Origin of the sequence: Streptomyces sp. R-74717 (assembly GCF_047305335.1) — a bacterium.
GTDB lineage: Bacteria > Actinomycetota > Actinomycetes > Streptomycetales > Streptomycetaceae > Streptomyces > Streptomyces atratus.
In genome coordinates, this window is sequence record NZ_CP102361.1 from 6,751,102 (window position 1) to 6,777,602 (window position 26,501).

General features: G+C 70.6%; 27 protein-coding genes. 11 read left to right on the plus strand and 16 right to left on the minus strand.

Annotated elements, in window-relative coordinates; all coding sequences use genetic code 11:
- The first annotated feature begins 48 nt into the window (after positions 1-48).
- Positions 49-480 carry an Lrp/AsnC family transcriptional regulator gene (locus NRF20_RS30920; RefSeq protein ID WP_093897145.1) on the plus strand — a complete coding sequence of 144 codons (432 nt, stop codon included), beginning with the start codon at positions 49-51 and terminating at the stop codon, positions 478-480.
- Here NRF20_RS30920 and NRF20_RS30925 read toward each other — a convergent pair.
- The 3 genes from NRF20_RS30925 to NRF20_RS30935 all read right to left on the minus strand — a co-directional run bounded on the left by NRF20_RS30925 (position 458) and on the right by NRF20_RS30935 (position 3,856).
- Complete coding sequence (locus NRF20_RS30925) at positions 458-1,978, minus strand: GAF domain-containing protein (protein ID WP_398628948.1); 1,521 nt, start codon at positions 1,976-1,978, stop codon at positions 458-460. The genes NRF20_RS30920 and NRF20_RS30925 overlap by 23 nt on opposite strands.
- A gap of 125 nt (positions 1,979-2,103) precedes the next feature.
- Entirely contained in the window at positions 2,104-3,141 is a 1,038-nt protein-coding gene (locus NRF20_RS30930) for a rod shape-determining protein (protein WP_398628640.1), read from the minus strand.
- Between the two features lie 148 nt (positions 3,142-3,289).
- A complete protein-coding gene (locus NRF20_RS30935) occupies positions 3,290-3,856 on the minus strand; it encodes a hypothetical protein (protein ID WP_398628639.1) in 567 nt (188 codons plus the stop codon).
- Positions 3,857-4,027: 171 nt separating this feature from the next.
- Between NRF20_RS30935 and NRF20_RS30940 the strand changes: the two genes are divergently transcribed.
- Entirely contained in the window at positions 4,028-4,699 is a 672-nt protein-coding gene (locus NRF20_RS30940) for a hypothetical protein (RefSeq protein WP_413753694.1), read from the plus strand.
- Between the two features lie 41 nt (positions 4,700-4,740).
- Here the strand turns inward: NRF20_RS30940 and NRF20_RS30945 are convergent, their stop codons facing one another.
- A complete protein-coding gene (locus NRF20_RS30945; RefSeq protein WP_398628637.1) occupies positions 4,741-5,184 on the minus strand; it encodes a MarR family winged helix-turn-helix transcriptional regulator in 444 nt (147 codons plus the stop codon).
- A gap of 151 nt (positions 5,185-5,335) precedes the next feature.
- Between NRF20_RS30945 and NRF20_RS30950 the strand changes: the two genes are divergently transcribed.
- The 4 genes from NRF20_RS30950 to NRF20_RS30965 all read left to right on the plus strand — a co-directional run bounded on the left by NRF20_RS30950 (position 5,336) and on the right by NRF20_RS30965 (position 8,393).
- Positions 5,336-6,355, plus strand: coding sequence for an NADP-dependent oxidoreductase (locus tag NRF20_RS30950; RefSeq protein ID WP_413753695.1), 1,020 nt, complete (start codon positions 5,336-5,338; stop codon positions 6,353-6,355).
- Positions 6,356-6,444: 89 nt separating this feature from the next.
- Positions 6,445-6,873, plus strand: a complete 429-nt coding sequence (locus NRF20_RS30955; protein ID WP_266361662.1) for an organic hydroperoxide resistance protein — start codon at positions 6,445-6,447, stop codon at positions 6,871-6,873.
- A 107-nt stretch (positions 6,874-6,980) separates the two neighbouring features.
- On the plus strand, positions 6,981-7,766 hold the full coding sequence (locus tag NRF20_RS30960; protein WP_398628635.1) for an EI24 domain-containing protein: 786 nt from the start codon (positions 6,981-6,983) through the stop codon (positions 7,764-7,766).
- Positions 7,767-7,781: 15 nt separating this feature from the next.
- The gene (locus tag NRF20_RS30965; protein ID WP_398628634.1) at positions 7,782-8,393 is read left to right on the plus strand and encodes a LysE family translocator; all 612 of its coding nucleotides are present in this window, start codon (positions 7,782-7,784) and stop codon (positions 8,391-8,393) included.
- A gap of 37 nt (positions 8,394-8,430) precedes the next feature.
- Here the strand turns inward: NRF20_RS30965 and NRF20_RS30970 are convergent, their stop codons facing one another.
- Both NRF20_RS30970 and NRF20_RS30975 read right to left on the minus strand, forming a co-directional pair.
- Positions 8,431-10,389: a flavin monoamine oxidase family protein gene (locus NRF20_RS30970; protein ID WP_398628633.1), complete on the minus strand. Its 1,959-nt coding sequence runs from the start codon at positions 10,387-10,389 to the stop codon at positions 8,431-8,433.
- Between the two features lie 119 nt (positions 10,390-10,508).
- A complete protein-coding gene (locus NRF20_RS30975) occupies positions 10,509-11,105 on the minus strand; it encodes a TetR/AcrR family transcriptional regulator (protein WP_398628632.1) in 597 nt (198 codons plus the stop codon).
- A gap of 151 nt (positions 11,106-11,256) precedes the next feature.
- On the opposite strand from NRF20_RS30975, the gene NRF20_RS30980 reads away from it, so the two are divergent.
- On the plus strand, positions 11,257-13,728 hold the full coding sequence (locus tag NRF20_RS30980) for a beta-glucosidase (protein ID WP_413753696.1): 2,472 nt from the start codon (positions 11,257-11,259) through the stop codon (positions 13,726-13,728).
- Positions 13,729-13,799: 71 nt separating this feature from the next.
- On the opposite strand, the gene NRF20_RS30985 is transcribed toward NRF20_RS30980, so the two are convergent.
- Complete coding sequence (locus NRF20_RS30985) at positions 13,800-14,798, minus strand: aldose epimerase family protein (protein ID WP_413753697.1); 999 nt, start codon at positions 14,796-14,798, stop codon at positions 13,800-13,802.
- A gap of 11 nt (positions 14,799-14,809) precedes the next feature.
- Entirely contained in the window at positions 14,810-15,727 is a 918-nt protein-coding gene (locus NRF20_RS30990; RefSeq protein WP_413753698.1) for an SGNH/GDSL hydrolase family protein, read from the minus strand.
- Between the two features lie 351 nt (positions 15,728-16,078).
- Between NRF20_RS30990 and NRF20_RS30995 the strand changes: the two genes are divergently transcribed.
- Entirely contained in the window at positions 16,079-16,573 is a 495-nt protein-coding gene (locus tag NRF20_RS30995; RefSeq protein WP_114244370.1) for a DUF3145 domain-containing protein, read from the plus strand.
- 264 nt (positions 16,574-16,837) lie between these two features.
- Here NRF20_RS30995 and fabF read toward each other — a convergent pair whose 3' ends face one another.
- The 5 genes from fabF to NRF20_RS31020 form a co-directional block, all read right to left on the minus strand.
- Complete coding sequence (gene fabF / locus NRF20_RS31000) at positions 16,838-18,100, minus strand: beta-ketoacyl-ACP synthase II (protein ID WP_398628628.1); 1,263 nt, start codon at positions 18,098-18,100, stop codon at positions 16,838-16,840.
- Between the two features lie 77 nt (positions 18,101-18,177).
- Positions 18,178-18,426, minus strand: coding sequence for an acyl carrier protein (locus NRF20_RS31005; RefSeq protein WP_024490626.1), 249 nt, complete (start codon positions 18,424-18,426; stop codon positions 18,178-18,180).
- A gap of 63 nt (positions 18,427-18,489) precedes the next feature.
- A complete protein-coding gene (locus NRF20_RS31010) occupies positions 18,490-19,491 on the minus strand; it encodes a ketoacyl-ACP synthase III (protein ID WP_266361671.1) in 1,002 nt (333 codons plus the stop codon).
- Between the two features lie 13 nt (positions 19,492-19,504).
- Positions 19,505-20,419 carry an ACP S-malonyltransferase gene (locus NRF20_RS31015; protein ID WP_266361672.1) on the minus strand — a complete coding sequence of 305 codons (915 nt, stop codon included), beginning with the start codon at positions 20,417-20,419 and terminating at the stop codon, positions 19,505-19,507.
- Between the two features lie 89 nt (positions 20,420-20,508).
- Positions 20,509-21,708: a PucR family transcriptional regulator gene (locus NRF20_RS31020; RefSeq protein ID WP_093895541.1), complete on the minus strand. Its 1,200-nt coding sequence runs from the start codon at positions 21,706-21,708 to the stop codon at positions 20,509-20,511.
- A 115-nt stretch (positions 21,709-21,823) separates the two neighbouring features.
- On the opposite strand from NRF20_RS31020, the gene NRF20_RS31025 reads away from it, so the two are divergent.
- Positions 21,824-22,480, plus strand: a complete 657-nt coding sequence (locus tag NRF20_RS31025) for a pirin family protein (protein WP_398628626.1) — start codon at positions 21,824-21,826, stop codon at positions 22,478-22,480.
- Between the two features lie 26 nt (positions 22,481-22,506).
- Here the strand turns inward: NRF20_RS31025 and NRF20_RS31030 are convergent, their stop codons facing one another.
- Positions 22,507-23,097 carry a GNAT family N-acetyltransferase gene (locus NRF20_RS31030; protein WP_398628625.1) on the minus strand — a complete coding sequence of 197 codons (591 nt, stop codon included), beginning with the start codon at positions 23,095-23,097 and terminating at the stop codon, positions 22,507-22,509.
- A 349-nt stretch (positions 23,098-23,446) separates the two neighbouring features.
- Here NRF20_RS31030 and NRF20_RS31035 point away from each other — a divergent pair, with 349 nt between their 5' ends.
- Both NRF20_RS31035 and NRF20_RS31040 read left to right on the plus strand, forming a co-directional pair.
- A complete protein-coding gene (locus tag NRF20_RS31035; protein WP_398628624.1) occupies positions 23,447-24,451 on the plus strand; it encodes an ArsR/SmtB family transcription factor in 1,005 nt (334 codons plus the stop codon).
- 183 nt (positions 24,452-24,634) lie between these two features.
- Positions 24,635-25,309: a C39 family peptidase gene (locus NRF20_RS31040; RefSeq protein WP_398628623.1), complete on the plus strand. Its 675-nt coding sequence runs from the start codon at positions 24,635-24,637 to the stop codon at positions 25,307-25,309.
- Positions 25,310-25,398: 89 nt separating this feature from the next.
- On the opposite strand, the gene NRF20_RS31045 is transcribed toward NRF20_RS31040, so the two are convergent.
- Positions 25,399-25,662: a DUF397 domain-containing protein gene (locus NRF20_RS31045; protein WP_413753699.1), complete on the minus strand. Its 264-nt coding sequence runs from the start codon at positions 25,660-25,662 to the stop codon at positions 25,399-25,401.
- The gene (locus NRF20_RS31050) at positions 25,622-26,470 is read right to left on the minus strand and encodes a helix-turn-helix domain-containing protein (RefSeq protein WP_413753700.1); all 849 of its coding nucleotides are present in this window, start codon (positions 26,468-26,470) and stop codon (positions 25,622-25,624) included. Before NRF20_RS31050 ends, NRF20_RS31045 begins: the two co-directional genes overlap by 41 nt.
- Between the last annotated feature and the right edge of the window lie 31 nt (positions 26,471-26,501).

Below are 26,501 nucleotides of genomic sequence, written 5' to 3' on the forward strand. Positions count from 1 at the left end.
ATGCGCCTTGCGAAGTCGCAATCCGGACAAAGCTGCGACAATCGCAGTATGGACCGTCTGGACAGGGAAATCCTCGGCATCCTGCAGGAGGATGCCCGGATCTCGTACCGCGATCTGGGCGTACGGGTCGGGCTCAGCGCCAACGCCGCGGCCGACCGGGTGCGCCGGCTGCGGCGCGACGGGGTCATCCGCGGCTTCACCGTGATCATCGACCCGGCCGCCGACACCCGTACGGGTCTTGTCGTCTTCATCGACGTGTCGCTGCGGATGGACACGACGAACGAGGTGTTCGAGCGGGCGGTGCTCGCCCTGCCCGGCATCACCGAAGTGGTGCATGTGACCGGCGGCCACGACTACCTCGTACGGGCCGCCGTCGCCGACACCGCAGCGCTGGACGGACTGCTGCGCAGGCTCAAGAGGGAGGCCGGCGTCGCCCACTCCAACACCCGCGTCGCGCTCAGAGCGGCGCCTGCCAGATGAAGGTCGGTGAGCGCGAGCCGTCCTCGTCCCGGCCGTCGTCGGCGACCGCCAGCCGGACGGCGGCCCGCCCGTCCGGCAGCACGGCCGCCGCATCCACCTCCACCTCGATCGCCGATACTCCGGCCCGCCGGTGCGCGGCCGCGAGGGTGCTCCGCAGCGCGGTGAGCAGCCGCCGGTCCACGGGGTCCCGGACCAATGTGTCGACCGCCCCGTTGAAGTGCACCGACGGCTGGAAGCCGAGGACGGCCGCGGCGCCCCTGGTCTCCCGCAGCACCCGGCCGCGGAACGTGGCGGGGGCCTCGGAGGGTGGCTGCTGGAGGGTGAAGATCGCCGTCCGTACCTCCTGAATGGTGGAGTCCAGTTCGTCGACGGCCGTGCCGAGCAGCTCGTCCGTCTCCGGGGCGGTGGCCCTGTGGCGGGTCGACTCCAGCATCATCTCGGTCGCGAACAGCCGCTGGACGACGAGGTCGTGCAGATCGCGGGCGATCCTGTCCCGGTCCTCGTACACCGCGAGCTGTTCCCGGTTGTGCTGGGCGTCCGCCAGGACCAGGGCGAGCGCGGCCTGCGAGGCGAACTGGGCGGCCAGCAGCCGGTCCTCGGCCGTGTACGGGCGGTCGCCGCGCCGCCGGGGCAGAGCAAGGGTGCCGATCAGCCGCCCGCCGCTCTGCAGCGGCAGCATCATGCTGGGGCCGAACCGTGTCCGCACATGCGTCGTCATCCGCGGATCGGTCGCCGAGTCCTCGATGAACACCGGTTCGCCACCCAGCAGTTGGACCAGCAAGGCGGAGCCGGGCTCGATGGTCGTACCGACGATCCCGGCCGGATCGTCGAGCGTGGACGCGGTGACGATCTCCATCCCGCCCTGCTTGTTCGGCTGAAGGATCACCCCGGCACAGGCGTCGGCGAGGGCTCTGGCCCCCTCGGCGACGGTCATCAGCGCGTCGGCCGCGTTCTCGCCGGTCAGCAGGGTGGTGGTGACGGCGGCCGCCCCCTCGATCCAGCGCTCCCGCTGCCGGGCGGCCTCGTACAGCCGGGCATTGCCGATCGCGATTCCGGCCTGCGAGGCCAGCACCCGCAGCAGCGCCATGTCCGTATCGGTGAAGTGGCCGGTGCGTTTCTCGGTGAGGTAGAGATTGCCGAACACCTGGTTCTGCACCCGGATCGGCGACCCGAGGAAGGAGTGCATCGGCGGGTGGCCGGGCGGCACCCCGCAGGAGCGCGGGTCGGTGGTCAGATCGTCCGAGCGCAGCGGCTCCGGCTCGTCGATGAGGACGCCGAGCATCCCCGAGTGCCCGTCCGGGAAGTGGCCGATGCGCTGCCGCTCGGTGTCGTCGAGGCCCGTGGTGAACAGTTCGCTGATGATGCCGCGCTCGGGGTCGAGCACGCCGAGCGCACCGTACCGGGCCTCGGTCAGTGCGGCGGCGGCGTCCACGATCTGCTGGAGGGTGGCCCTCAGTTCCAGATCGGTGCCGACGCTCAGCACCGCTTCCAGGAGCATCGGCAGCCGGGGTGCCTGCGGAGTGCCGGACGCGGCGGCCGTCTCCTCGTCCCGGGGCCCGGCGGCCGTGTTCGCCGCCGCCGTGTTCGCTGTCTCTTCGGTCATACGCCGCACCCCCGCGGTGGTCAGCAGGCGAGCGGGTCGAGAACCAACGGCTCGATCTTCCCGTCCAGCATCGCACCGAGCCCCAGTACGGAACACACGTCGGGCCGCTCGGCGATGTGCACGGGCACACCCGTGGCATTCCGCAGCATCTGTTCGAGACCGGGCAGCAGCGCGCTGCCGCCGACCATCATGATCCCGCAGTCGGCGATGTCGGCCACCAGGTCGGGCGGACAGTCGCGCAGGATCTTGCCGAGGGCGTCGAGCACCGCGGTCAGCGGCGCGTGGATCGCCTGACGCATCGCGGCGGTGTCGACCTGCACCGAGCGGGCCAGGCCGGTCGCCACGTCCCGGCCGTGGATCTCGGTCGTGGCGGGAGCGTGCGCGTTCAGACCGCCGCCGTTGAGCGCCAGCTGGAGCGGGCGTACGGACTGGCTCGGCAGCATCAGCTCGTGGTGCTGGCGCAGGTGCTGGATCACCGCGTGATCGATGGCGTCGCCGCCGACCGGGATGCGTGCGGCGGTCACGATCGAACCGAGCGAGAGCACCGCGATCTGGGTGGTCGCCGCCCCGCACACCATGATCATGGAGGCGGTCGGCTGCTCGACGGGCAGCCCGCAGCCGACGGCCGCCGCGATCAGGGTGTCGACCAGTTCGACTCGCCGGGCCCCCAGACCCACCAGGGTCTCGATGGTGGCCCGCTGGGCGAGCGGATCGCTGTCGTGCGGGGTGCAGGCGGCGGCCCGCAGCCGTGGCTTGCGGCGCAGCTGGCGGCGGAGCTTGTCGCCGAGCAACTGGCGGAGCATGCGCTGGGCCATCTCGATGTCGATGACGGTTCCGCCGGTGACCGGGTGGACCACCCGGATGTAGTCGGGGGTGCGGCCCGTCATCTGTTCGGCGAGCGTGCCGACGGCGATGAGCGAGCCGGTACGGGTGTTCATGGCGGCGGCACTCGGTTCGTCGACGACGAGCCCGAGCCCCTTGACGTACACACGGGTCCGGGCGGCCCCGAGGTCGACGGCGACATGGCAACGGCGCAACTGCTCAAGGCTGACGGTCACGGCAGGTTCTCCCGAGAGCGCTGATTGGGGTACCGGCGGCAGCCGGCTCTCTTCGCATCGTGCGCCGTTCGGAGTCATTGCGCGCGTCGGGATGGGCCGTAGGAGGTACATGGCTGACGAACCGACAGAAAAGTGCGGTACGGGGAAGTCAGCCGGGCAGCAGCCGCTGGAACAGCCCCCAGGTGAATTCGGCGACATACGGATCACCCGTCCCGGGCGCGGTGATCGCGAGCGCCCACCGGGTCGGTGCGCTGCCTTCCATGGGGCGGGCCGGCGCGAAGGCCCGTGCGACCTCGTCCACCGTGCCCGACCAGGGGCGCAGATCCTCGACCGTACGCAGCTCGGGGCCCGGCGCTCCCGGCGCCCGGACCAGCCATTCGTTCCATACGGCCCCGCCCGGCGCGACCATCACCTCGAACCGCAGATCCGGCCAGAGCGGCACCGGCCACAGCAGCGCGTCGCACTCCAGGTCGCCGATGGTGCGCTGTACGGACGACTCGGGCTCGCCGAGCACCGAACGGTAGCGGCGCAGGGCGCCCCGCCCGCGCGGCGCCCGCACCATGGCCTGCCAACGACGGTTGGCCTCCCGCATCTCGGCGAGCGAGGCGCTCAGTTCCTGCCGGGCGTCGTCGACGAGGGCGGGTTGATGGTCGGCCATCCGGCGCAACAGGACGAGCTGGAACTCACGGGGACCGAAATGCGTGGGCGAGGTCATGGATTCAACGTTTCCACACAGGATCCTCACCTGAGCGGCTATCTACGCTGTCCTGCAGGCATCTAATCTGCGGGCGCCATGGATTACTGCCACCCGTGTCAGCGGCATCTCAACGGTGCCCTGGCCTGTGCCGGATGCGGAACTCCCGCCGAGGCGCTGAGCCACTACGCGATGCCTGCGTTCTCCGGTCACGAACCGGATGCGGAGCGCGAGGCGCCCGCACCGTCCCAGCCCGGGGGCCGACGCCGCCGGGAGCGCGGTGCCGCCCAGCCTGCGCGCGGCACACATGGTTCCCAGAGGCCGGACCGGAGGGCCGGGGCGCAGGGGCGTGGCCGGCGTACGCACCGCCGTCGCGGCCGGACGGCGCTGCTCGTCGTGCTCGGCGTGGTGCTCGCGGCCGGGGCGCTGAGCCTGGCCGAGTTGGCCATCGAGCCGAAGGGCGACGACGGCGCCTCGGACTACGTACGCGAATCGACCTCGGTCACGACCGAGCCGGCCCCTGACCCCTCGGCGAGCGACGCGGTCGAGCCGCCCGGTCCGGTGGGCGGTCCATCCGTGCTCCCGGCCACCGATTCCCATCCGGCCGATGCCACGGGTGCGGGCGCGGCCACCGGCAGCGCCCGCCCCGAGGGTTCCGCCGCGTCGGCACCGGCCTCCACCGCGCCCTCCGCCTCCGCGGAGCCGTCCTCCGGTCCCGCCGCTGGCGGAACGCCCGGCGACCCCTCGGGCTCCGCCCGGCCCAGCGACGAACCGACGAAGTCGACGCCCCCGGCCTCGCCCACTCCCAGGCCCACGCCGACCGAGTCCGAGTCGTGCTGGTGGATCCCGTGGTTCTGCCAGTGAGCGGTTCGCCCGGTCGCGTCGCCCCCGGCCGCCCCGTGTCCTCAGTCGCGGCGCGGGCCTGAATCGCCCAGCATCCGCCGCAGCAGGTCCCGCAGCATCGCCCGGTCCCCGTCCGACAGCTCGGCCAGCGGCTCCCGGGCGAAAGTGAGTGAATCGCGCAGCTGCTGCGCCGTCCGCGCACCCTTCTCCGTCGGGGCGGCCAGCTTCACCCGCCGGTCGGCCGGATCCGGCCTGCGCTCCACCAGGCCGCGCGTCTCCAGCCGGTCGACGATGCCGGTGACATTCGACGGCTCGCACTTCAGCTTCTGGGCGATCTTGCGCATGGGCATCGGCTCCAGGGAGAGCAGCCCGAGGACGCGCGCCTGGGCGCCGGTGAGGGAGTGGGCCGCCGCGGCCTCGTCGTACTCCTCGTAGTAACGCGCCACGACGGTACCGATGAGCTCGACGACTTCGAGGGTCAGAGGGTCTGTACGAGTGGTGGCCATGACGCCCAGGATAACCGGTTACTTGACAAGGTGAAATATTCAGGAGCATGGTTGTTTCACGTAATGAAGCATTTCGGCTTCCCCTGTCGGCCCCCACCGGCCCGGGCGAAGCTTCCCCCACCCCGTAAGGCATCGAGGAGACCCCGAGCCCATGTCTGCAGCACTTCCCACGTCCAGCCGTGAATGGCACCTGGTAGCCCGCCCCCACGGCTGGCCGAAGGCCGAGGATTTCGCGCTGCGTGAGGCCCCGGTCACCGCTCCCGGCGAGGGCCGCGTCCTCGTCCGCAATCTGTACTTCTCGGTCGACCCGTACATGCGGGGCCGGATGAACGACGTGAAGTCGTACACCCCGCCCTTCAAGCTCGACCACCCCATGGAAGGCGGAGCGGTCGGCGAGGTCATCGCCTCGAACGCGGAGGGCATCGCGGTCGGCGACCACATCCTGCACGGCCTGGGCTGGCGCGAGTACGCCGACGTCCCGGCCAAGCACGCCGTGAAGGTCGACGCGTCGCTCGCCCCGCTCTCCGCCTATCTCGGCGTGCTCGGCATGACCGGCCTCACCGCCTACGCCGGCCTCTTCGAGGTCGCTTCCTTCAAGGAGGGCGACGCCGTCTTCGTATCCGGCGCCGCCGGTGCGGTCGGCAGCCAGGTCGGCCAGATGGCGAAGCTCAAGGGCGCCTCGCGGGTCATCGGCTCGGCCGGTTCCGACGAGAAGGTCGAGCTCCTCGTCGAGGAGTACGGCTTCGACGCGGCCTTCAACTACAAGAACGGCCCGGTCGCCGAGCAGCTGCGCGAGGCCGCCCCCGACGGCATCGACGTCTACTTCGACAATGTCGGCGGCGAGCACCTCGAAGCGGCGATCTCCTTGCTCAACGTGCACGGCCGGGTCACCGTCTGCGGAATGATCGCCCAGTACAACGCCACCGAGCCGACCCCCGGTCCGCGCAACCTCGCCCTGGTCATCGGTAAGCGGCTGCGCATCCAGGGCATGCTCGTCGGCGATCACGCCGCGCTCCAGCCGCAGTTCGTGCAGGAGGTCGCCGGCTGGCTGGCCTCGGGCGAGCTGAAGTACCGGGAGACCTTCGTCGAAGGCATCGAGAACGGCTTCGACGCCTTCACGGGGCTGCTGCGTGGCGAGAACACCGGAAAGATGATCGTTTCCCTCGCCTGACAGAGGCTCGGGTGCACCCGTTAGGCTCCTCCACAGGCCGTCGCGATCGTGGGCGCGAGTCGCGACGCACAGCAGAAGGAATTTCCGGCATGGCCATTCAGGACATCACTGTTGCCTACACCGCCGTCGCCACCGCCGAGAACGGCCGCGACGGCCGCGTCTCGTCCGACGACGGCAATCTCGACGTCATCGTCAACCCGCCCAAGGCCATGGGCGGAAGCGGCGCGGGCACCAACCCGGAGCAGCTCTTCGCGGCCGGCTACAGCGCCTGCTTCCAGGGCGCACTCGGCGTCGTGGCCCGTCAGGAGAAGGCCGACATCTCCGGCTCCACGGTGACCGCCGCGGTCGGCATCGGCAAGACCGCCGAGGGCGGCTTCGGTCTGGAGGTCGCGATCACCGCCACCATCCCGAACGTCGACACCGCAACCGCGCAGTCGCTCATCGAGAAGGCCCACCAGGTGTGCCCGTACTCGAACGCCACACGCGGCAACATCAAGGTCGAGCTGTCGGTCGCCTGACCGCTCGAAACCGGCCGAGGGCCGTACCCCCGCAGGGGTGCGGCCCTCGGCCGTGCACCACACACCGCGGCGGGAAAGGCCCCGGCCCCCACCAGTACGCTGACGCCATGCGTGATCTAGGGGTGGGCTTCGGCTATTTGATAAAGGGACAGCGATGGGTCGGCAGGCACGGACGCTGGTTCGGCTTCGGGCTGCTGCCCGGACTCATCACCCTCGTCCTGTATGCGGCGGCGTTCGTCGGCCTCGGCTACGGCGCCGACAACCTGGTGACCTGGGCGACTCCCTTCGCCGACGACTGGTCATCGCCCTGGCTCGGCCTGCTCCGTAACACCCTGACCGTGCTGGTCTTCGCCCTCGGTCTCTTCCTCGCCGTGATCACGTTCACCGCCGTGACGCTGCTGGTCGGCCAGCCCTTCTACGAGTCGCTCTCCGAGCAGGTCGACCGTACGGAAGGCGGCGAGGTTCCCGAGTCCGGGCTGCCGCTCTGGCGGGAGCTGTGGATATCCGCCCGCGACAGCGTCCGCATCCTGGTGCGGGTGGGGCTGTACTCGGTGCTGCTCTTCGCCCTCGGATTCATTCCGGTCGTCGGCCAGACCGTCGTCCCCGTGATCGGCTTCTGCGTCACCGGCTACTTCCTCGCCGAGGAGCTCACCGCCGTCGCGCTCCAGCGCCGCGGCATCGTCCTGAAGGACCGGCTCGTCCTGCTGCGCGGGCGCCGCATGCTGACCCTCGGCTTCGGCGTACCGCTGGGACTCGCCTTCCTCGTCCCGTTCGTCGCCGTGTTCCTGATGCCGGGAGCCGTCGCCGGAGCCACCCTGCTGGCACGGGACCTGGTGGCGTCCGACGAGGACGAGAACGTGGCCCCCGCCCCGTACACCCTCGACAAGGGCTGACGAGATTCCGCGCCCATGACCGAGATCATCGCTGTCGCCGTCATCACCGTCCTCGCCGTCATCAGTCCGGGCGCGGACTTCGCGATGGTCGTCCGCAACAGCTGTCTCCACGGCCGTACGACGGGGCTGCTGTCCGCCGTCGGAGTCGCCGCAGGCGTGCTCGTCCATGTCACGTACACGATGCTCGGCGTCGGGCTGCTGATCGCGTCCTCGACGGCCCTGTTCACCGCGATCAAACTGGTCGGCGCGGCCTATCTCGTCTATATCGGGGTGCGGACCTTCCTCGCCCGCAGCGATCTCGGCGTCGACCTGGACTCGAAGCCGCAGCTGACCCGGCTCGGGGCCCTGCGCACCGGCTTCCTCACCAACGCGCTGAACCCCAAGACCACGCTCTTCGTCGTGTCGACCTTCACCCAGGTCGTCGGGCCCACAACCGGCCTGTGGCATCAGGCCGGCTACGGGTTGTTCATGTCCGTCGCCCATCTCGGCTGGTTCGGGCTGGTCGCGCTGTTCTTCTCCAACCCGCGTCTGCGCACCGCGATGCTGAGGTGGCAGAAGGTCCTCAACCGGGGCATCGGATCGGTGCTCGTCGGGCTGGGCGTCACCCTGGGCCTGGGAGGGCACTGAAGGTCCTGGCCCGCTGAGCGACGCCCGCCGACCCGGGTCAGCTGCTGTGCACCTCCAGCGCGGACCTGACCGCCGACTCCAGGGCCCCCTCGATCCAGGCCGGCTTGATCGAGGTGTGGCAGCCGGCGAAGTGCAGCGGCCCCTCGACCGAGCGCACATCGGCGAACAGTTCGGTGTGCTGGCCGGGCAGCAGCACCGACGCCTCGCCGTACGCGTACGGATCGCGCATCCACGACTGGGTGGCGCCGACGCCCGTGTAGAAGACCTCGATGCGCTGCCCGTACACGTCCTGCACCCCGCCCAGGGCGTGCGGATAGCGCTCGTCGTCGTCCAGCGAGTCCCACTTCAGCGCGTCGTCGGCCCAGCTGTACGAGGCGAGGACGACGCCGCCCGCGCTCCCCTCGACCGGGTGGGACGGCTGGAACATGAAGCGGTTTGGGTTGTCGGTGACCGATCCGCCGCCGATGACATGCGCCGCCTCGGGCTGGTTGCGGGCGGTGGCCCGGTACGCCGCGTAGTGCACGCGCTGGTTGGGCGGGAGATGACCGGGCGGTACGGAGGGGTGGGCGCCCAGCAGCGAACCGTCGGCCGGCGCCCTGCCCAACCGGTAGGCCTCGTACAGACCGGGCCGGACCTTGTCCAGCTCGGTCTTCCAGTCCTTCTCCTCGAACTCCCACCAGCGGAGGCTGAATTCGAGCAGCACCTTGGTCGCCGCGTCGTAGTGGATCTCGGTGATCGCGCGCCGCTTCCCGTACGAGAGCGCGGGAGCGACGGGGATGTGGCGCAGCCCGGAGAACGGCACGGTGATGACCGCCCGGTCGCCGGTGAACGTCTCGCGCACGAGCGGCTTGCCGTCCCGGCCCTCGGAGACCGTCTCGACCCGGACGCGGTCCGCGCCGTAGCTGATCCTGGTGGCCCGGCGGTCCAGCCGCACGATGTCCTTCACCCGCTTGTACATCGCGTCGGCAAGGGTGGCCGTGCCGTCCGGCAGCTCGAAGAACGCGGTGTCCGGGCTGATCAGGGAGGCCCCGATGAAGCTGTGCACAAAGGCGAGATGGAGCCGGGAGGTGAGGTTCTCGACGGTGCCGATGAGGTCGATGGTGCGCTCGTCGAGCTTGGCCGCCTCGGTCAGGAAGCGGAACATCGACCAGTGTCCGTACCGCTGGATGACCCGCGCCCAGCCCTCGACGAGCTCGCGGCCCTCCTTGCCCTCGAACTCCTTGCGCACGGGTGCGAAGGCCTCCCGCACGATCGTCGCGGCGGTCTTGTTCTCGAACTCCGCGGGGACCCCGAACGAGCGGTTGATCGCCTGCGGCTTCTTCGCGTAGTCGGCCTTGCGCATCCGGATGCCGTTGACGTGGATCCAGGTGCGGTTGACCGGCCGGCCCTCGGTGTCGACATCGACCAGGTAGAAGCGGCGGCGCTTCAGGTCGAAACTGTCCATGAGCCCGGTGACGAGCGGGTGGCTGTCGGGGATCCGCATGGCGCCGGCCTCGGCGTACTGCTTCGGGTCGGCGAACGGCGCCTTCGCGTTCTCGTGGCCGCCCTTGCGGAAGGTCTTGATCCGGCCGCCGACACGGTTGCCGTTGGCCTCGATCACGGTGACGGTGTGCCCGGCGCTGCGGAGCAGATGGGCGGCGGTGAGCCCGGCCGGGCCCGCGCCGACGACCAGCACCTTCTTGGGGGCCTTACGGCTGCGCGGCAGGCCCTTGGACAGCAGGATGTCGCGGTAGAGGGGGACCAGCGGCTGGTCCTGTTCGTCGCGTACGAGGATGGCGCGGGCGATGTTCAAGCAGGCGTCCCAGTCCGAGGCGGGGGCGGCCGCGGGCGCGAGCGAGGTTGCGGATGCGGCGGGTGCACCAAGGGCGCCCGGCGCGGCGGCACTTGCGGAGCCCACGGCGGTGGTGGCAAGGGCGGCGGCACCGGCGGCGGCACCTGTGATCACGGTGCGCCGGGAGGGCAGGCCGGAGGAAGGGCCGGCAGGCTTGGAAGTCATGCGCCCCACCCTGGGGCGCCAGGGACGGTGACCTCTGCCCGGACGCGCGTAGATCGTTCGGAAATCACCCGCAGGTGGGGATTGTCGATCTTGTCGTACAGGTGTCGTTGCAGGTCATGTCATGATGGAGGGTTCTCGGGGGTGCTCGGTTCCGTCGACCGCAAGAGCGTCAGGAAATCCTGGAAAGCCGCCGGCATGTCCACCGAATCCGGGTCCAGCAGCCACTGGTACTGAAGCCCGTCCATCATCGCCACCAGCAGCGGCGCCGCGCGCTCCGGAGTCAGGCCGCCCGGCAGCCGCTCGCCGTACTCGGCGCGCAGCATCGCCGCCATGCTCGCCCGGACCTGGGTGTAGCGGCGGGTGAAGAACTCCCGCGCGGGATGACCCTCCGTCACGCTCTCGCCGAGCAGCGCCGAGAACGTCTGGACGATGCCGGGCCGCATCGCGTTGTACTCGACGAGCGAGGCCAGCAGATCGATCCGCCATGTGCCGTCGCTCCGGGTGCCGCCGCCCGTGTCCCATTGGTCGCGCTCCTCCAGCACGGCGACGAGCAGCGCCTCCTTGGTCGGGAAGTAGTGCAGGAGCCCCTGCTGGCTGAGGCCGACCCGCTCGGCGACAGCACTCAGCGAGGCGCCGCGATAACCGCGCTCGGCGATCACTTCGAGAGTGGCGCGGAGGATCTCCGCCCGCCGCTCCGCGCTTCTGGCCCGCACCATCTCCCGGCCCCTTCCGGTGCTCCATCGGTTCCGCTCCGAGGACCGTACGCCATCCCCACAGATTACAGACCGATAACGAACCCTACTGCTCTACCGGTGGCGGAGTCACTATGGAGACATTCAGTGCAGGAACCGACGAGGAGGTACGGCCGTGGCAGGCGCGTCCACATCCATCAATCCCGATGCGGCCCGCGAGGCCGCGGTCGATGCGGCGCTGGCCGCACTGGGGCTCGACGACAAGACGCGGCTCCTGGCCGGCCAGGACATGTGGTCGCTGCCCGAACTCCCCGCCGTCGGGCTGCGCTCCCTGGTGATGTCCGACGGGCCGATCGGCGTCCGCGGGGTCGCCTGGACCGCCGACGACCCGTCCGTCGCACTGCCCTCGCCCACCGCGCTCGCCGCGACCTGGGACCCGGCCCTGGCCCGCCGGGCCGGCCGGCTGCTGGCCCAGGAGGCCCGCCGCAAGGGGGTGCACGTCCTTCTCGCCCCGACCGTGAACCTCCACCGGTCCCCGCTCGGCGGCCGCCACTTCGAGGCGTACAGCGAGGATCCGTACCTCACCGGCGAGATCGGCACCGGCTATGTGCGGGGCGTACAGGACGGCGGCGTCGGTACGACCGTCAAGCACTTCGTCGCCAACGACGCCGAGACCGACCGCTTCACCGTCGACAACATCGTCGCCCCGCGAACCCTGCGCGAGATCTATCTCGCCCCGTTCGAAAGGATCGTCAAGAACGCCCACCCGTGGGGCATCATGGCCGCGTACAACCAGGTCAACGGCTCCACCATGACCGAGCACCGCTATCTGCAGAACGCGGTGCTGCGCGGCGAATGGGGCTTCGACGGCTACATCGTCTCCGACTGGCTGGCCGCCCGCTCCACCGTCGCCGCCGTCAACGGCGGCCTCGACGTCGCCATGCCGGGCCCCAGGACCGTGTACGGGAAGGCGCTCGCCGACGCCGTACGGGCCGGTGAGGTCGAGGAGTCCGTCGTCGACGGGGCCGTACGCAATGTGCTGCGGCTGGCTGCCCGCGTCGGCATCCTGGACGGCGCCCCGCCCGTCGTCGACGAGGCCGCACGCCCCGAGACCGTCGACGGCGACGCACTGGCCCGCGAGATCGCCCGCCGCTCCTTCGTCCTCGTACGCAATGAACGCGCCGTGCTCCCCATCGACCCGGCCGCCGTCCGCAAGGTCGCGCTCAGCGGGGCGCTCGCCCGGGACGCCCGGGTCCTCGGCGGCGGTTCCGCCCAGGTCTTCCCGCACCACATCGTCTCGCCGCTGGACGGCCTCATCGCCGCCCTCCCCGAGGACGTCCTGGACTACCGTGTCGGCGCCGACCCGAACAACGAACTCACCCCCGCCGAGAAGGGCTTCGAGCTCAGGGCCGTCTGTTACGACGCCTCCGGCACCGTCATCGGCTCCGCCCCGCTGCACAGCGGCACCGTCCAGTGGATCGGCGCCGACTTCCCCGAGGGTGTGACCCGCGAGACGCTGCACAGCGTCGAGATCACCGGCACCTTCGTCCCGCGCGACGGCGGCGAGCACATCTTCGGCACCCGCGGCACCGGAGCGCTCAGCCTCACCGTCGCCGGCGAGACCCTGTACGACGAGGTCCACCGGGTCACCGGCTCCGCCGACCCCGGCGAGGCGTTCTTCGGCAACCCACTGGAGCGCGGCCGGATCGCCCTCACCGCGGGCGAACCCGTCGAGGTCTCCCTGCGGCAGATCCCCGAAACCCTGGGCGACGACGCACCGATCCCCGGCGTCTCGTTCTCCTTCTGCCACCTCGGCCCGCGCCGCGACCCCCAGGAGCTGATCGCCGAGGCCGTCGAGTCGGCCCGCGCCGCGGACACCGCGATCGTCGTCGTCGGCACCACCGAACGCGTCGAGTCCGAAGGCTTCGACCGCACCGACCTGAAGCTCCCCGGCCACCAGAACGACCTCGTCAGCGCCGTCGCCGCCGCCAACCCGAACACCGTCGTGATCGTCAACTCCGGCTCCCCGGTGGAGCTTCCGTGGCGCGACGAGGTCGCCGCGGTCCTGCTCAGCTGGTTCCCCGGCCAGGAGGCCGGTCACGCCCTTGCCGATGTCCTGCTCGGCGCCGAGGAACCGGGCGGCCGCCTCCCCACCACCTGGCCGGTCGCGCTCGCCGACGTCCCGGTCTCCTCCACCACCCCCACGGGCGGCGAACTCCACTACGAGGAGGGTGTCTTCGTCGGCTACCGGGCCTGGGAGAAGGCCGGCACCACGCCCGCCTACCCCTTCGGCCACGGACTCGGCTACACCACCTGGGAGTACGAGAGCCTGGTGGCCGGCCCCGACACCGCCACCGTCCGCCTCCGCAACACCGGCACCAGGCCCGGAGCCGAGACCGTCCAGCTCTACCTGGCGCCCCAGGAGGACACCACCGAACGCCCGGTCCGCTGGCTGGCCGGCTTCGCACGGGTCGAGGCGGCCCCCGGCGAGAGCGCCGAGGCAGTGATTCCGCTGGAGCGGCGCGCCTACGAGATCTGGGACGAGACGGCGTACGACTGGACCCTCGTCCCCGGCACGTACGAGGTGCAGGCGGCCCGGTCGCTCGGTGACGTACGCCTGACGACGGCCGTGGACATCAAGGAGTAGCCCGCGGTACGGGAGAGCCCCGGCGCGGTACCTGACCCCGCTCCGGGGCTCTCCCGTGCCGATTCATGCCGTCAGCGCACCGCGAATCCGTACACCGTCGTCGAGACGTACTCCTCGCCCGGCCGCAGCACCGCGCTCGGGAACTCGGGCCGGTTCGGGGAGTCCGGGAAGTGCTGGGTCTCCAGCGCGATCCCGGCGCACGGCCCGAATGGCCGCCCGTCGAGGTGGTCCGCCGTGTACAGCTGCATCCCGGGCTCCGTCGTGGTGACGGTCAGGACGCGCCCCGACACCGCGTCGTACAGCTCGGCCGCCGGGCCCGAGCCGGCGCTGTCCAGCACGAAGTTGTGGTCGTAGCCCGCGCCGACCGGCTTCGGGTCACGGAAGTCGAACCGGGTCCCGTCCACCGGCAGGAACTCGCCCGTCGGGAGCGACTCGGCGTCCGCCGGAGTGATCTGCCCGGCCGCGATCCGCAGCACCTGACCGAGCGCGCTGCCACTGTTGCCGCCCGCGAGATTCCAGTACGTGTGATTCGTCAGGTTCAGCACCGTCGGGGCATCCGTTGTCGCCCGGTACGCGATCCGCAGCGCTCCGCCCGCGTCCAGGGTGTACGTCGCCGACACCGTCAGACGCCCCGGGAAGCCCTCCTCGCCGTCCTCGGAGACCAGGGAGAGCCGGACACCGTCCGTTACCTCCCGCGCCTGCCACACGCGCTTGTCGAAGCCCCTGGCCCCGCCGTGCACATGGTTGCGCCCCTCATTGCGCGTCACCCGGTGCGTCTGCCCGTCCAGTTCGAAACGGGCACCACCGATCCGGTTCGCGTACCGCCCCACCAGCGCGCCGAAATACGGACCCGAATATGTCTCGTACCCGGCGAGATCCGGCAGCCCGAGCGTCACACCCGCCCGCACCCCGTCCCGGCCGGGCACCTCGACCGACTGCACGATGCCGCCGTACGTCAGGACCCGCACCTGCGTACCGTCCCGCTCCAGCGTCCAGCGGTGTACCACGGCGCCGTCCGCGAGGGTGCCGAACTCTTCCGTACGCAGCGCCGTGCCCGAACCTGTGTCCATGATCACAAACACTACGTCGGGGGCCGGGCCGAGGTGACATTGCGGTACGCGATCTCCGCCAGCCGCGCCTGCCCGTTCCGCCCCGGATGGAACCAGTCCCACTGGCTGAGCTGTTTGCCGGTGAACCGGTAGTCGAAAACCGCCCCGCCGTCGTAACGGCAGCGCCGGTCCTTCGCACAGACCTTCCGCAGCACGTCGTTGTACGCCACGACCCGCTCCTGCACCGAGGTGCGCCGGGCCACGGCGCGCGCGCCCATGTCGTCCGCGTCACCCAGCATCGACTGACAGATCCCCAGCTTCCAGATCTGCTTGCCCAGCGGATTGCCGCGCCCCGTCGACCAGAGCCGCTTGAGATCCGGCACGCTCGACACATACACGTGCGCCTTGGGCGCCCCGGCGCGCAACTGACGCATCGAAGCCTCGAACGACGCCCGGAAATCCGCCACCGGAGTCATGAACCGCGCCGAGTCCCGGCAGGCGTCATTGGCGCCGATCATCACCGTCACCAGATCCGGATTCTCCTTCGCGGCCAGCGCCATCTGCTCCGGCAACTGCGCGATCCTGGCCCCCGTCTCGGCATGGTTCCAGCTGCGCTCGGCGGCCCCCGACTCACCGAGCAGCCGCACGGCGAGGCTGCGCACCCCGCTGTCCGTGCCGGTCGCCCAGGACACCTCCGGGCAGTCCGTCAGCACCGAACAGGCGTCGAAGCCGCGGGTGATGGAGTCACCGACGGCGGCCACCGACCCCGGTCTGCGGTCCCAGAGCGGGCCCGGCTTGGCGGGCGGCCGCTGCTTTTCGGCCGCCGCCCCCTTCGTCGTCCCGTCCCGGCCGGCGTCGCAGCCGGCCAGAGCGGCCGTGCCGAGCAACGAGACGGCCGTCAGGACGGCGGCCGCGGTACGCGAACGGTGGCGGGCGGAACGATCCTGCATCCCTTGGCTCCCCTCGGTTATGCCCCCGGCAACCCCTCGTGGCACCGGTCGGAAGGCCCGGCCGCCCTGCAGGGTGAAAGCTGAGCGAATGATGGGCCCGGGACCGACGGTACGTCACACCTCGGGCGCCGCCGCGCGGTAGCTTTTCCTCGTCGAACCAGCGGCGCTTCCCCTCACCCGGCTCTATTCGGGTGGCTTTCTGTAAATCACATCACGTCACATACTGTCCCTTTTCAGGAGATTCACCCCGATGCTGTTTACTGATGACAACCTCGGGAACCGGCCGAGAAGAGACGGTACGGGCGCGAGGCCGCTGGGTAAGGCGAACTTCGTCCCACACTGGAGGTCCCGGTGACGACACGTGGAGTTCTGTACGTTCACTCCGCACCGCGCGCGCTCTGCCCCCATGTCGAATGGGCGGTGGCGGGTGTCCTCGGTGTGCGGGTCCAGCTGGACTGGATCAGACAGCCGGCCGCGCCCGGTACCTGGCGGTCCGAGTTCTCCTGGCAGGCCAGGCCCGGCACGGCGTCGAAGCTGGCCTCCGCGCTGCGCGGCTGGGATCTGCTGCGCTTCGAGGTGACGGCTGAGCCGAGTCCCACGTCGGAGGGCGAGCGCTACAGCTCCACGCCCGAACTGGGCATCTTCCACGCCGTCACCGGCATGCACGGCGACATTCTGGTGCCCGAGGACCGGTTGCGGGCGGCGCTGGCGCGGTCGGTGCGGGGCGAGACCGACCTGGAGGCCGAGATCGCCAAGCTGCTCGGCAAGCCGTGGGACGACGAGTTGGAGTCCTTCCGCCACGCGGGAGAGGGCGCGCCGGTGCGGTGGCTGCACCAGGTGGTGTGAGCCCGTGACCGGGGGCGCTGCCCGGGGGGCTCCGCCCCGGACCTCCGCTCCTCAAACGCCGGCGAGGCTGAAATTCACCCTGCATCCGGCAAATCCAAGCTGAACCCGGCAAAATCAAGCCCCTCCGGCGATTGAGGAGCGGGGGTCCGGGGGCAGCGCCCCCTGAAACGCCCCGCGCCTCAAGCGCTGGATTTCACGGCCGAAGCCCGCCTCCCCACTCGGGGAGGCGGGCTTCGGCGTGGATACCGGGCCGCGGACCGCAGGTCAGACGCTGCGGAACGCCAGGACCACGTTGTGACCGCCGAACCCGAACGAGTTGTTGATCGCGGCGATCGACCCCTCCGGCAGCGGCCGGGGCTCATCGCGCACGATGTCTGCCTCCACCGCCTCGTCGAGGTGCTCCACGTTGATCGTCGGCGGAGCCATCCGGTGGTGCAGCGCCAGGACCGTCGCGACGGTCTCGATGCCGCCCGCGCCACCGAGGAGGTGACCGGTCATCGACTTCGTCGCGGAGATCGCGACATGGTCGAGGTCGTCGCCCAGAACCTTGCGCAGAGCCTTCAGCTCCGCGACATCGCCCTGCGGCGTCGACGTGGCGTGCGCGTTGAGGTGCACGACCTCGGACGGCTTGAGGTCCGTCTGGTCCAGCAGGTTCTGCATCGCGGCGGCGATGCCACGACCGGTCGGCTCGGGCTGCGCGATGTGGTGGGCGTCAGCGGACAGACCCTGGCCCAGCACCTCGCAGTAGACCTTGGCGCCACGCGCGGCGGCGTGCTCCGCGGACTCCAGGACGACGACCCCGGCACCCTCGCCGAGGACGAAGCCGTCACGGCCCGTGTCGTACGGACGGGAGGCCTTCTCGGGCTCCTCGTTGTGCTTGGACATCGCCATCATGTTGGCGAACGCGGCGATCGGCAGCGGGTGGATCGCCGCCTCGGTGCCACCGGCGAGGACCACATCGGCACGGCCGGTGCGGATCATCTCGACGGCGTACCCGATCGCCTCCGCGCCCGAGGCGCAGGCGGAGACCGGAGTGTGCACACCGGCCTGGGCGTTGACCTCCAGGCCGACGTTGGCGGCCGGGCCGTTGGGCATGAGCATGGGCACGGTGTGCGGGGAGACGCGGCGTACGCCCTTCTCCTTGAGCACGTCGTACTGGTCGAGCAGGGTGATCACGCCGCCGATACCGGAGGCGATGACCGAGCCCAGCCGCTCGGGCTGGATCGTGTCGTCCTCACCGGCCTTGCCGGTGAAGCCGGCGTCCGCCCATGCCTCGCGGGCCGCGATCAGCGCGAACTGCGCCGAGCGGTCCAGCTTGCGGGCGAGCGGGCGGGGCAGGACGTCGCCCGGGTCGACGGCCGCGATCGCGGCGATCCGGACGGGCAATTCGGCGAAACGTTCGCCCTCGAGAGGCTTGACGCCGGAACGACCGGCCATCAGACCTTCCCAGGTCGACGCCGAGTCGCCACCCAGCGGAGTGGTTGCGCCGATACCGGTGACGACCACGGTGCGATTGGTCGAGTTCACTGGAAAATCTTCTCCACGTGTAGAGGGTCGTGAATCAGCGGCGCCACCGCCGGGTGGCGACACAGGAGCCGGCCTGATCAGGCCTGGTGCTTGAGGATGTAGTCGGCAGCGTCGCCGACCGTCTTGAGGTTCTTGACGTCCTCGTCGGGGATCTTGACGTCGAAGCGCTCCTCGGCGGCGACGACGACCTCGACCATGGACAGCGAGTCGACGTCCAGGTCGTCGGTGAAGGACTTGTCCAGCTGGACGTCCTCGACCGGGATACCGGCGATCTCGTTGACGATCTCGGCGAGACCGGTGACGATCTCTTCCTGAGTGGCGGCCATGTTGGCGCTCCTTCGGTGTTTATCTGCAGGGTTCGGGCGTCCGGGCCGAAAGGCCTGGTGTGCCTAGGGGAGGGTAACGACCGTCGCGGCGTAGACGAGACCCGCCCCGAAGCCGATGACGAGCGCGGTGTCGCCGCTCTTCGCCTGACCGGTCGCCAGAAGCCGCTCCATAGCGAGCGGAATCGAGGCGGCGGAGGTGTTGCCGGTGGTCTCCACGTCACGGGCGACCGTGACGTTCTCCGGCAGCTTCAGGGTCTTCACCATCGAGTCGATGATCCGCATGTTGGCCTGGTGCGGAATGAAGACGTCCAGGTCTTTCGGTGCGATCCCGGCCGCGTCCAGCGCCTGCTGGGCGACCTTCGCCATCTCGAAGACGGCCCAGCGGAAGACCGCCTGGCCCTCCTGCGTGATGGCCGGGAACTTCTCCGGGCGCTCGGCGTGGAACTCGTCCCACGCCACGGTCTGCTTGATCGTCTCGGACTTGTCGCCCTCGGAGCCCCAGACGGTGGGGCCTATGGCCGGCACCTTGGAGGGGCCGACGACGACCGCGCCGGCGCCGTCGCCGAAGAGGAAGGCCGTCGCGCGGTCCTCCTTGTCGGTGAGGTCGCTGAGCCGCTCCACGCCGATGACGAGAACGTACTCCGCCGACCCTTCGACGATCATGCCCTTGGCGAGGGTCAGTCCGTAGCCGAAGCCCGCGCAGCCGGCCGAGATGTCGAAGGCGGCGGGCTTGCCCGCGCCGATCTTGTGGGCGATCTCGGTCGCGATGGCCGGGGTCTGCTTGAAGTGCGAGACGGTGGAGACGATCACGGCGCCGATCTGCTCGGGCGTGATCCCGGCGTCGGCGATGGCCTTCCCTGACGCCTCCACGGACATCGCCGCCACGGTCTCCTCCTCGGAGGCCCAGTGGCGGGTGGCGATGCCGGAGCGCGAGCGGATCCACTCGTCGGACGAGTCGATCGTCTCGAGGATCACCTCGTTGGGCACGACACGGGTCGGACGGTAGCCGCCGACACCCATGATGCGTGCGTACGGGGCGCCCTGACTGGGCTTGATCTTCGACATGCTCTCGGGCTCCTTAGGCGCCCGCGTGCTCGGAGATGAGCGCGCGGGCCGCGTCGAGGTCGTCAGGGGTCTTGAGCGCGAGGGTCTGCACACCGGGCATCGCGCGCTTGGCGAGACCCGTGAGGGTGCCGCCGGGGCACGCCTCGATGAGAGCCGTGACGCCCATCTCCTTGAAGGTCTCCATGCACAGATCCCAGCGGACCGGGTTGGCCACCTGGCCGACCAGCCGCGAGATGACCTCGTCGCCGATGGCCACGGGCTTCCCGTCGGCGTTCGAGACATATGTCACGGCCGGGTCGGTGATCTTCAGCGCCAGGGCGGCCTCGCGCAGCCGGTCGACGGCGGGCGCCATGTGGTGCGTGTGGAAGGCGCCGGCGACCTTGAGGGGCACCACGCGGCGTACGCCCTCGGGCTTGTCCTCGGTCAGCGCGGCGATCTGCGCGGCGGTGCCGGCGGCGACGATCTGGCCGCCACCGTTGACGTTGGCCGGGGTCAGTCCGAGCTTCTCCAGGTGCGGGACCGTCACCTCGGGATCGCCGCCGAGCAGCGCCGCCATGCCGGTCTCGGTGACCGCCGCGGCGTCGGCCATGGCGAGCCCACGGGTACGTACGAGACGGAGTGCGGCCTCGTCGCCGATGACTCCGGCCAGGGCGGCTGCGGTGATCTCCCCCACGCTGTGACCTGCGACGACGTCGGGCGACGCGTTGAGCGCGGCGGCGGACAGCAGACCGGCGGCGACCAGCAGCGGCTGCGCCACCGCAGTGTCACGGATCGCCTCGGCGTCGGCCTCGGTGCCGTAGTGGGCGAGGTCGAGCCCGATGGCGTCGGACCAGGCCGCGATGCGGTCGGCGGCACCGGGGAGTTCGAGCCAGGGAGTCAGGAAGCCTGGCGTCTGAGCGCCTTGGCCGGGAGCGACGAGTACGAGCACCCTCACACTCTCTCTTGTGGACGGTCCGGAACACCCGTGGGGACAGGGACGAAGAACCGTATGGGGAATTGTTGATGTCCGACAAAAGTCTAGGACTGCGGATCTCTCGCGGCCAAGCGCCCCAGAATCAGGGCGATTCGCAGAGTGAACGCCGAGCGGACATCGGAAGGCGACCATCCGGTGACGTCAGTCACACGTCGGAGCCGGTAGCGCACGGTGTTGGGGTGGACGAAGAGCATCCTGGCCGCACCCTCCAGGCTGCTCGCCTGCTCCAGATACACACTCAGCGTCTCCAGGAGCGCAGAACCCGCTTCTTCCAGCGGTCTGTAGATCTCCTCCACCAATTGGTCCCGTGCGGCAGGGTCGCCCGCCATCGCGCGCTCCGGCAGCAGATCGTCGGCCAGCACCGGTCGCGGGGCGTCCTGCCAGGCACTGCACGCCCTGAGCCCGGCGGCCGCCGCCTGTGCGGACCGGGTGGCCGCCAGCAGGTCGGGCACCACGGGCCCGGCAACGACCGGACCTGCGGCGTACGGCCCGATCAGGGCCTTCGCGACCTGCAGCGGGTTGTCGCTGCCACCCGCGATGACGACCAGCCGGTTGCCGAGCACCCCGGTCAGGACCTGGAGCTTCGCGTGCCGGGCGGCCCGCCGGATCGCCTCCACCGTCAGTTCGCTGTCGCCGTCCGGGGCCGTACCGAGCAGCACACACACGTGCTCGGGGGAGTTCCAGCCGAGCGCCGCGGCGCGTGACACGGCGCCCTCGTCGGCCTCGCCGGACAGCACCGCGTTCACCACCAGCGATTCCAGCCGGGCGTCCCAGGCGCCGCGGGCCTCGGCGGCCTGCGCGTACACCTGGGCGGTCGCGAAGGCGATCTCCCGCGCGTAGACGAGCAGCGCCTCCCGCAGCACCGACTCGTCGCCGGGCGCGGCGACCTCCTCGATCGCGGCCTCCATGACCTCGATCGTCGTACGCACCATCTCGACGGTCTGCCGCAGGGTGATCGCCCGGGTCAGCTCGCGCGGAGCCGTACCGAACACATCGGTGGAGATGGCCTGCGGGGTCTCCGGATGCCGGAACCACTCGGTGAACGCCGCGATCCCGGCCTGGGCCACCAGGCCGATCCAGGACCGGTTCTCCGGTGGCATCGCCCGGTACCACGGCAGTGACTCGTCCATGCGGGCGATCGCATTGGCGGCCAGCCGGCCGGAGGACTGCTCCAGCCGTTTCAGGGTCGCGGCATGCAGGTGGGCGGCGTTCGCAGCGGGCTGCTCAGGATCGGGTCGGGGCACGAACACAAGACTGCCTTATCCGGCCGCGTGCACGGAGGGCCGGGGCGGTGGCGGGTCGTACTGCCGGGTAGCGGCCGGGGGTCCGGGCGTGCCCCGGCAGGGCTACCGTGGGCGGGTGATTTCCGTACACCGCGCCGAAGACCGCTTCCTGGGCGGGGACCGGGCCGCCGGCGTCCTGTCCCGGCACGCCTTCTCCTTCGGCAGCTTCTACGACCCGGACAATCTGCGCTTCGGCGCGATCCTGGCGTGCAACTCGGAACGGCTGGCGCCCGGCGCGGGCTTCGACGAACACCCCCACAGCCACACGGAGATCGTCACCTGGGTCGTCGAGGGCGAGCTGACCCACCGCGATTCGGCCGGGCACGCCACGGTCGTACGGGCCGGGGACCTCCAGCACCTCAGCGCGGCGGCCGGGGTGCGTCACGTCGAGCGCAACGACGGAGACGGTCCACTGACGTTCATTCAGATGTGGCTGGCACCGCTCGAACCGGGCGGCGAACCCTCGTACACGATCGTTCCCGGCATCGCCGACTCCACTCCGTACGCCCTCCCGGAAGCGGGCGCCATGCTGCATGTGCACAGGCTGGCCGCGGGCGAGCGCACGGCGGTGCCGGGCGCGGCGCGGGTGTACGTCCATGTGGTGGCCGGGGGCGTACGGCTCGGCGACGAGGAGCTGGAGGCGGGCGACTCGGTGCGGATCACCGGGGAGGAGGGGCTGGAGCTGCTGGCGGCCGGGACGGCCGAGGTGCTGATCTGGGAACTGTCGGCCTGAGCCACCGGCCTGGGCATCGGCCTCGGCTATCGACCGGTGTCCCGGCGCCACATCGACCACATCGGCGGCCCCGCCCGGAACGTCATCTCCTCCTGCACCGCGAAGCCGTGGCGCCGGTAGAAGGTCAGATTGCGGCGGTTGCTCGACTCCAGGAAAACCGGCCGCCCGTCCGCGTCCGCCTGCGCCAGCAACCCGCCGAGCACCTGCGACCCGCGCCCGGTACCGCGCGCGTCCGCGTGGGTGCCGATGTACTCGACGTACCAGTGCGAGGGGTCGGCCGGGTGGCGGTGCTCCAGTGCGAGCAACCGCATTCCGGTCCTGGGCAGCTGGGCCCGCCCCGCCCGCAGGAGCGTGCCCGCGTTGCGCAGCAGATAGCTCACCGGCAGCTTCCACTTCCCGGGCTCCGCCCACACCGCCGCCACCGTGCGCTCCGGATCGGTCCACACCCGGCCCGCCGGGACCTGCTGCGCCAGATGCGCGGTGAACAGCAGCCGCAGCCTCCGGTCCCGGTCGTGCGGCATCAGCCAGGACCAGACGGGGTCCTCGGCGTAGGCGCTGGCGAGTACGGAGGCGAGCGCCGGGACGTCGGAGGCGGCAGCGCGGACTATGTCGGCCATGGGCGAGGAGAGTAGCGGTTCCCCGGGCCGCGGACACGGGCGTCGACGGACATCCGCCGACCGTGTGCCGCGGCGCCGGTCCCTCGGGCCGCGAGCATCGCGTCCGTTAACGGCGGCCACACCTCCCTGCCCATGGCCCGAGGCCCGGTCGGTGAGCGCGGCACAGGCCGCCTCTGCACGATTCCCGCCGGTGACGCCGCCCTACGAGGGCCTCCCCATCCCCCGAGTGAGTGCTTTCTCGCCCGCCACGGGAACCGGGAGCGGTGGACCCGGGATCCTCAACTACGGGGACAGAGCGGTCCATTCGGATTCCTGCTCCCTGTGGAATCACGGCAAATCGGGGGGCAGGATGCTGCGTTTACATTTCACGGACGCCGACCTGGCGAAGGTCTGGGTCGCGTCGGGTCCGGACCCGCTCTGGGAGACGGTCCTCGGGGTGCAACTGCTGTCACGGCACGGTCCGCGTTCCTTCGGCGAGTGGCGGCGGCGGGCCCGTACGGAGCTCCAGCGCAAGGGCGCCGACGGCCCGGCCCGGCTGGTGGGCGCCGTGGCGCCACCGGCGAGCTATTTCCCGGACTTCCTGACACCTGCCGAAGGCGGTCACGGGTTGTCGGCGGGTCTGGACGCACTGCGGGCCACGCCGTCGGCCCGACTGCGCCGGGAGCTGGCGCTCACGGCGCGCACCCGGCGCCTGCCGCGCTGGTTCGCCGGCCTCGCCGCCGGTGAGCGGAGCCATCTCGACGAACTGACCGATGCCATCCGGCGTGTGCACGACACCGTCATCCGCCCGGACTGGACGTGTGTGGCCGCGACGGTCCAGGCCGACCGGATGGTGCGGGCGCGGGCCCTGTGCGACGGAGGCGTTGCCGGGCTGCTGGAGTCGCTGCGACCCGCACTGGACTGGCGGCCTCCGACGCTGTACGTGCGCTACCCCGAGGGCCGCGACATCCACCTCGACGGCCGGGGCCTCTGCCTCATCCCCTCCTTCTTCTGCCACAGCAGCCCGGTCGCACTGGCCGACCCGACCCTGCCGCAGGTGCTCGTCTACCCGATCGCGCGGACGGAGGGCCCCGACGTGTCACCGGTCGGCGCGGACCGGCGGCGGAAGCAGCTCGCGGGACTTCTCGGCCGCACCCGCGCGCGCGTGCTGACCGCACTTCAGAACTCTGCCACGACCGGCGAGTTGGCGCGCATGCTGCACATCTCCGCAGCCTCGGCGAGCGAGCACGTCCGCGCACTGCGGGAGGCCGGACTCGTCCACGGCAACCGGGTGGGCGGGCGCCTCATCCACAGCCTCACCCCGCTCGGAACGGCCTTGCTGCACGGCGACCCGCACCGCCCCGGCCCGGCCTGAGCAGCAGAATTCGGCCCTGCCCGAACGCCGTCGTCACACGGCACGCACCGAGCCGATGCTGGTACGGCAGCCGCGGGGGTGACGACCAGGCAGAAGGTGGCCCCCGCCGCCGCACCGAGTAACACAGGCTCGCTGTGCCACCGTTCAGGTCGGTGGTGCGGCACGGGGGAAGGAAACCCAATCATGAACACGGCAGTCACGGAGAACCGGGCGGGCGCTTCGCGCCGCCGCGTACGGCTCGCCGCCGCGGCGGTCGCCGCGCTGGCCACGGTCGGCATCCTCGTCCCGGCGGGCAGCGCCGCGGCTCAGTACCCGACGTCCGACCGTGTGATCCCGACCAGCAAGACGTTGTCGGCGTACAAGTTCCAGAAGCAGAAGGAGGACTACTACTGCGGCCCGGCCGCCACCCGTCTCGCGCTGACCCAGCGGGGCAAGAAGGTCAGCCAGAAGACCCTGGCGGGTGACCTGAAGGTCGAGCAGAACGGCCAGCAGACCGACAACATCGGCCTGGTGACCAAGGTCCTCAACAAGCGCCTGAAGGGCTCCCCGTACAAGAACAGGTGGATCCCGGGCAACGACGCCACGTCGGCCCAGGTCAAGCGTCTGAAGAAGGACATCAAGGACAACATCAACAACGGCTACGCCATCGTGGCCAACGTCTACGGCACGGCGTACGACACCAAGGGCAGGCAGCACGCGTACAACCAGGGCCACTACCTCACCGTGGTCGGCTACGCCAAGCACGGTGACCACGCCGTCATCGAGGACATCGCGATTAAGTCCTCCAGTCGGCACCGGTACACGATGACCACGAAGAAGCTGGCGACGTGGATCGCGTCGAAGGGCTACTCCGCGTAGCGCCGCAGCCGGTCACGGGGGAACAGAAGGGGCTCGGGACGACCACCGGTCGTCCCGAGCCCCCTCCGCCGTACGAGCTTCCGGCGACCTCAGAGCCCGTCCACGAAGGTCTGCCAGGCGTTTGCCCCGACGATGAGGACGGGCCCTTCCGGGTTCTTGCTGTCGCGCACGGGGACGGCGCAATGGAGGCCGTCGACCACCTCGACGCAGTCGCCGCCGGTGTTTCCGCTGTAGCTGGACTTACGCCAGGCCGCACCGCCGGTGACGGTGCACTCCACGCATTCGCCGCCGGTGCTTCCGCTGTAGCTGGACTTACGCCACCGCGCGTTCTTCAGCTCGGGACCGGTCTTCATATCGCTCCTCCATCACGCGGGTGATCAGAGCCGCGGAATCCTCGACGGAGAGGGCGGCGGCTTGCAAGCGAGCGTAACGGAGCGAGGACTCCCTGACCGTGTCGGGGTTGGCCGTCATATGGCCGGAGACGATGTCCTCCGTGTAGACGATGTCGGGGTCGTCGTCGAAGCGCATCGTGGTGAACGAGCCGTCGAGGCTGGCGTGTTCACCGGCCGCGAAGGGCAGTACCTGGATCTGCATCCAGCGGTGATCGGCGACGTCCAACAGCCGCTGGAGTTGCTTCCGCATGACCTCGCGGCCCCCGATCGGCCGGTGCAGCACGGCCTCGTCGAGAACGGCCCAGGCGAGCGGCGGCCGTTCCCGCTCCAGGATCCGCTGGCGCTCCATCCGGGCCGCCAGCAGGTTTTCGAGGTCGTCCGGCATACCGGTGGCCAGCACCGCCCGCGCATAATCCTCCGTCTGCAACAGCCCGTACACCAACTGCGCCTGGTACGTGGAGATGTACGCCGCACGGGCCTCCATGTCCGCGTACGGCTGGAACCACGTCGGCAGCTGGCTGCGCAGGACCAGGCCGACGAGGCGCGAGAACACGCCGCCCGTACCGAGTGCCGCGTCCACCCGCTCGGAGAAGTCGCGGGTGGGGATCTTCTTCGTGGTCTCGATCTGGCCGATCAGGGAGCCGGTGCAGAAGATGATGTCGCCGAGCTGGCCCTGCTTGAGGTTGTTGGCCTCTCTCTGGCGGCGCAGCTCCCAGCCGTAGTAGTCCAACGGGGAAGCGCTGGGGTCGAGCGACTGGATGTTGGCCACGGCGGGCACCTCCGGCATTCAACGCCTCGCG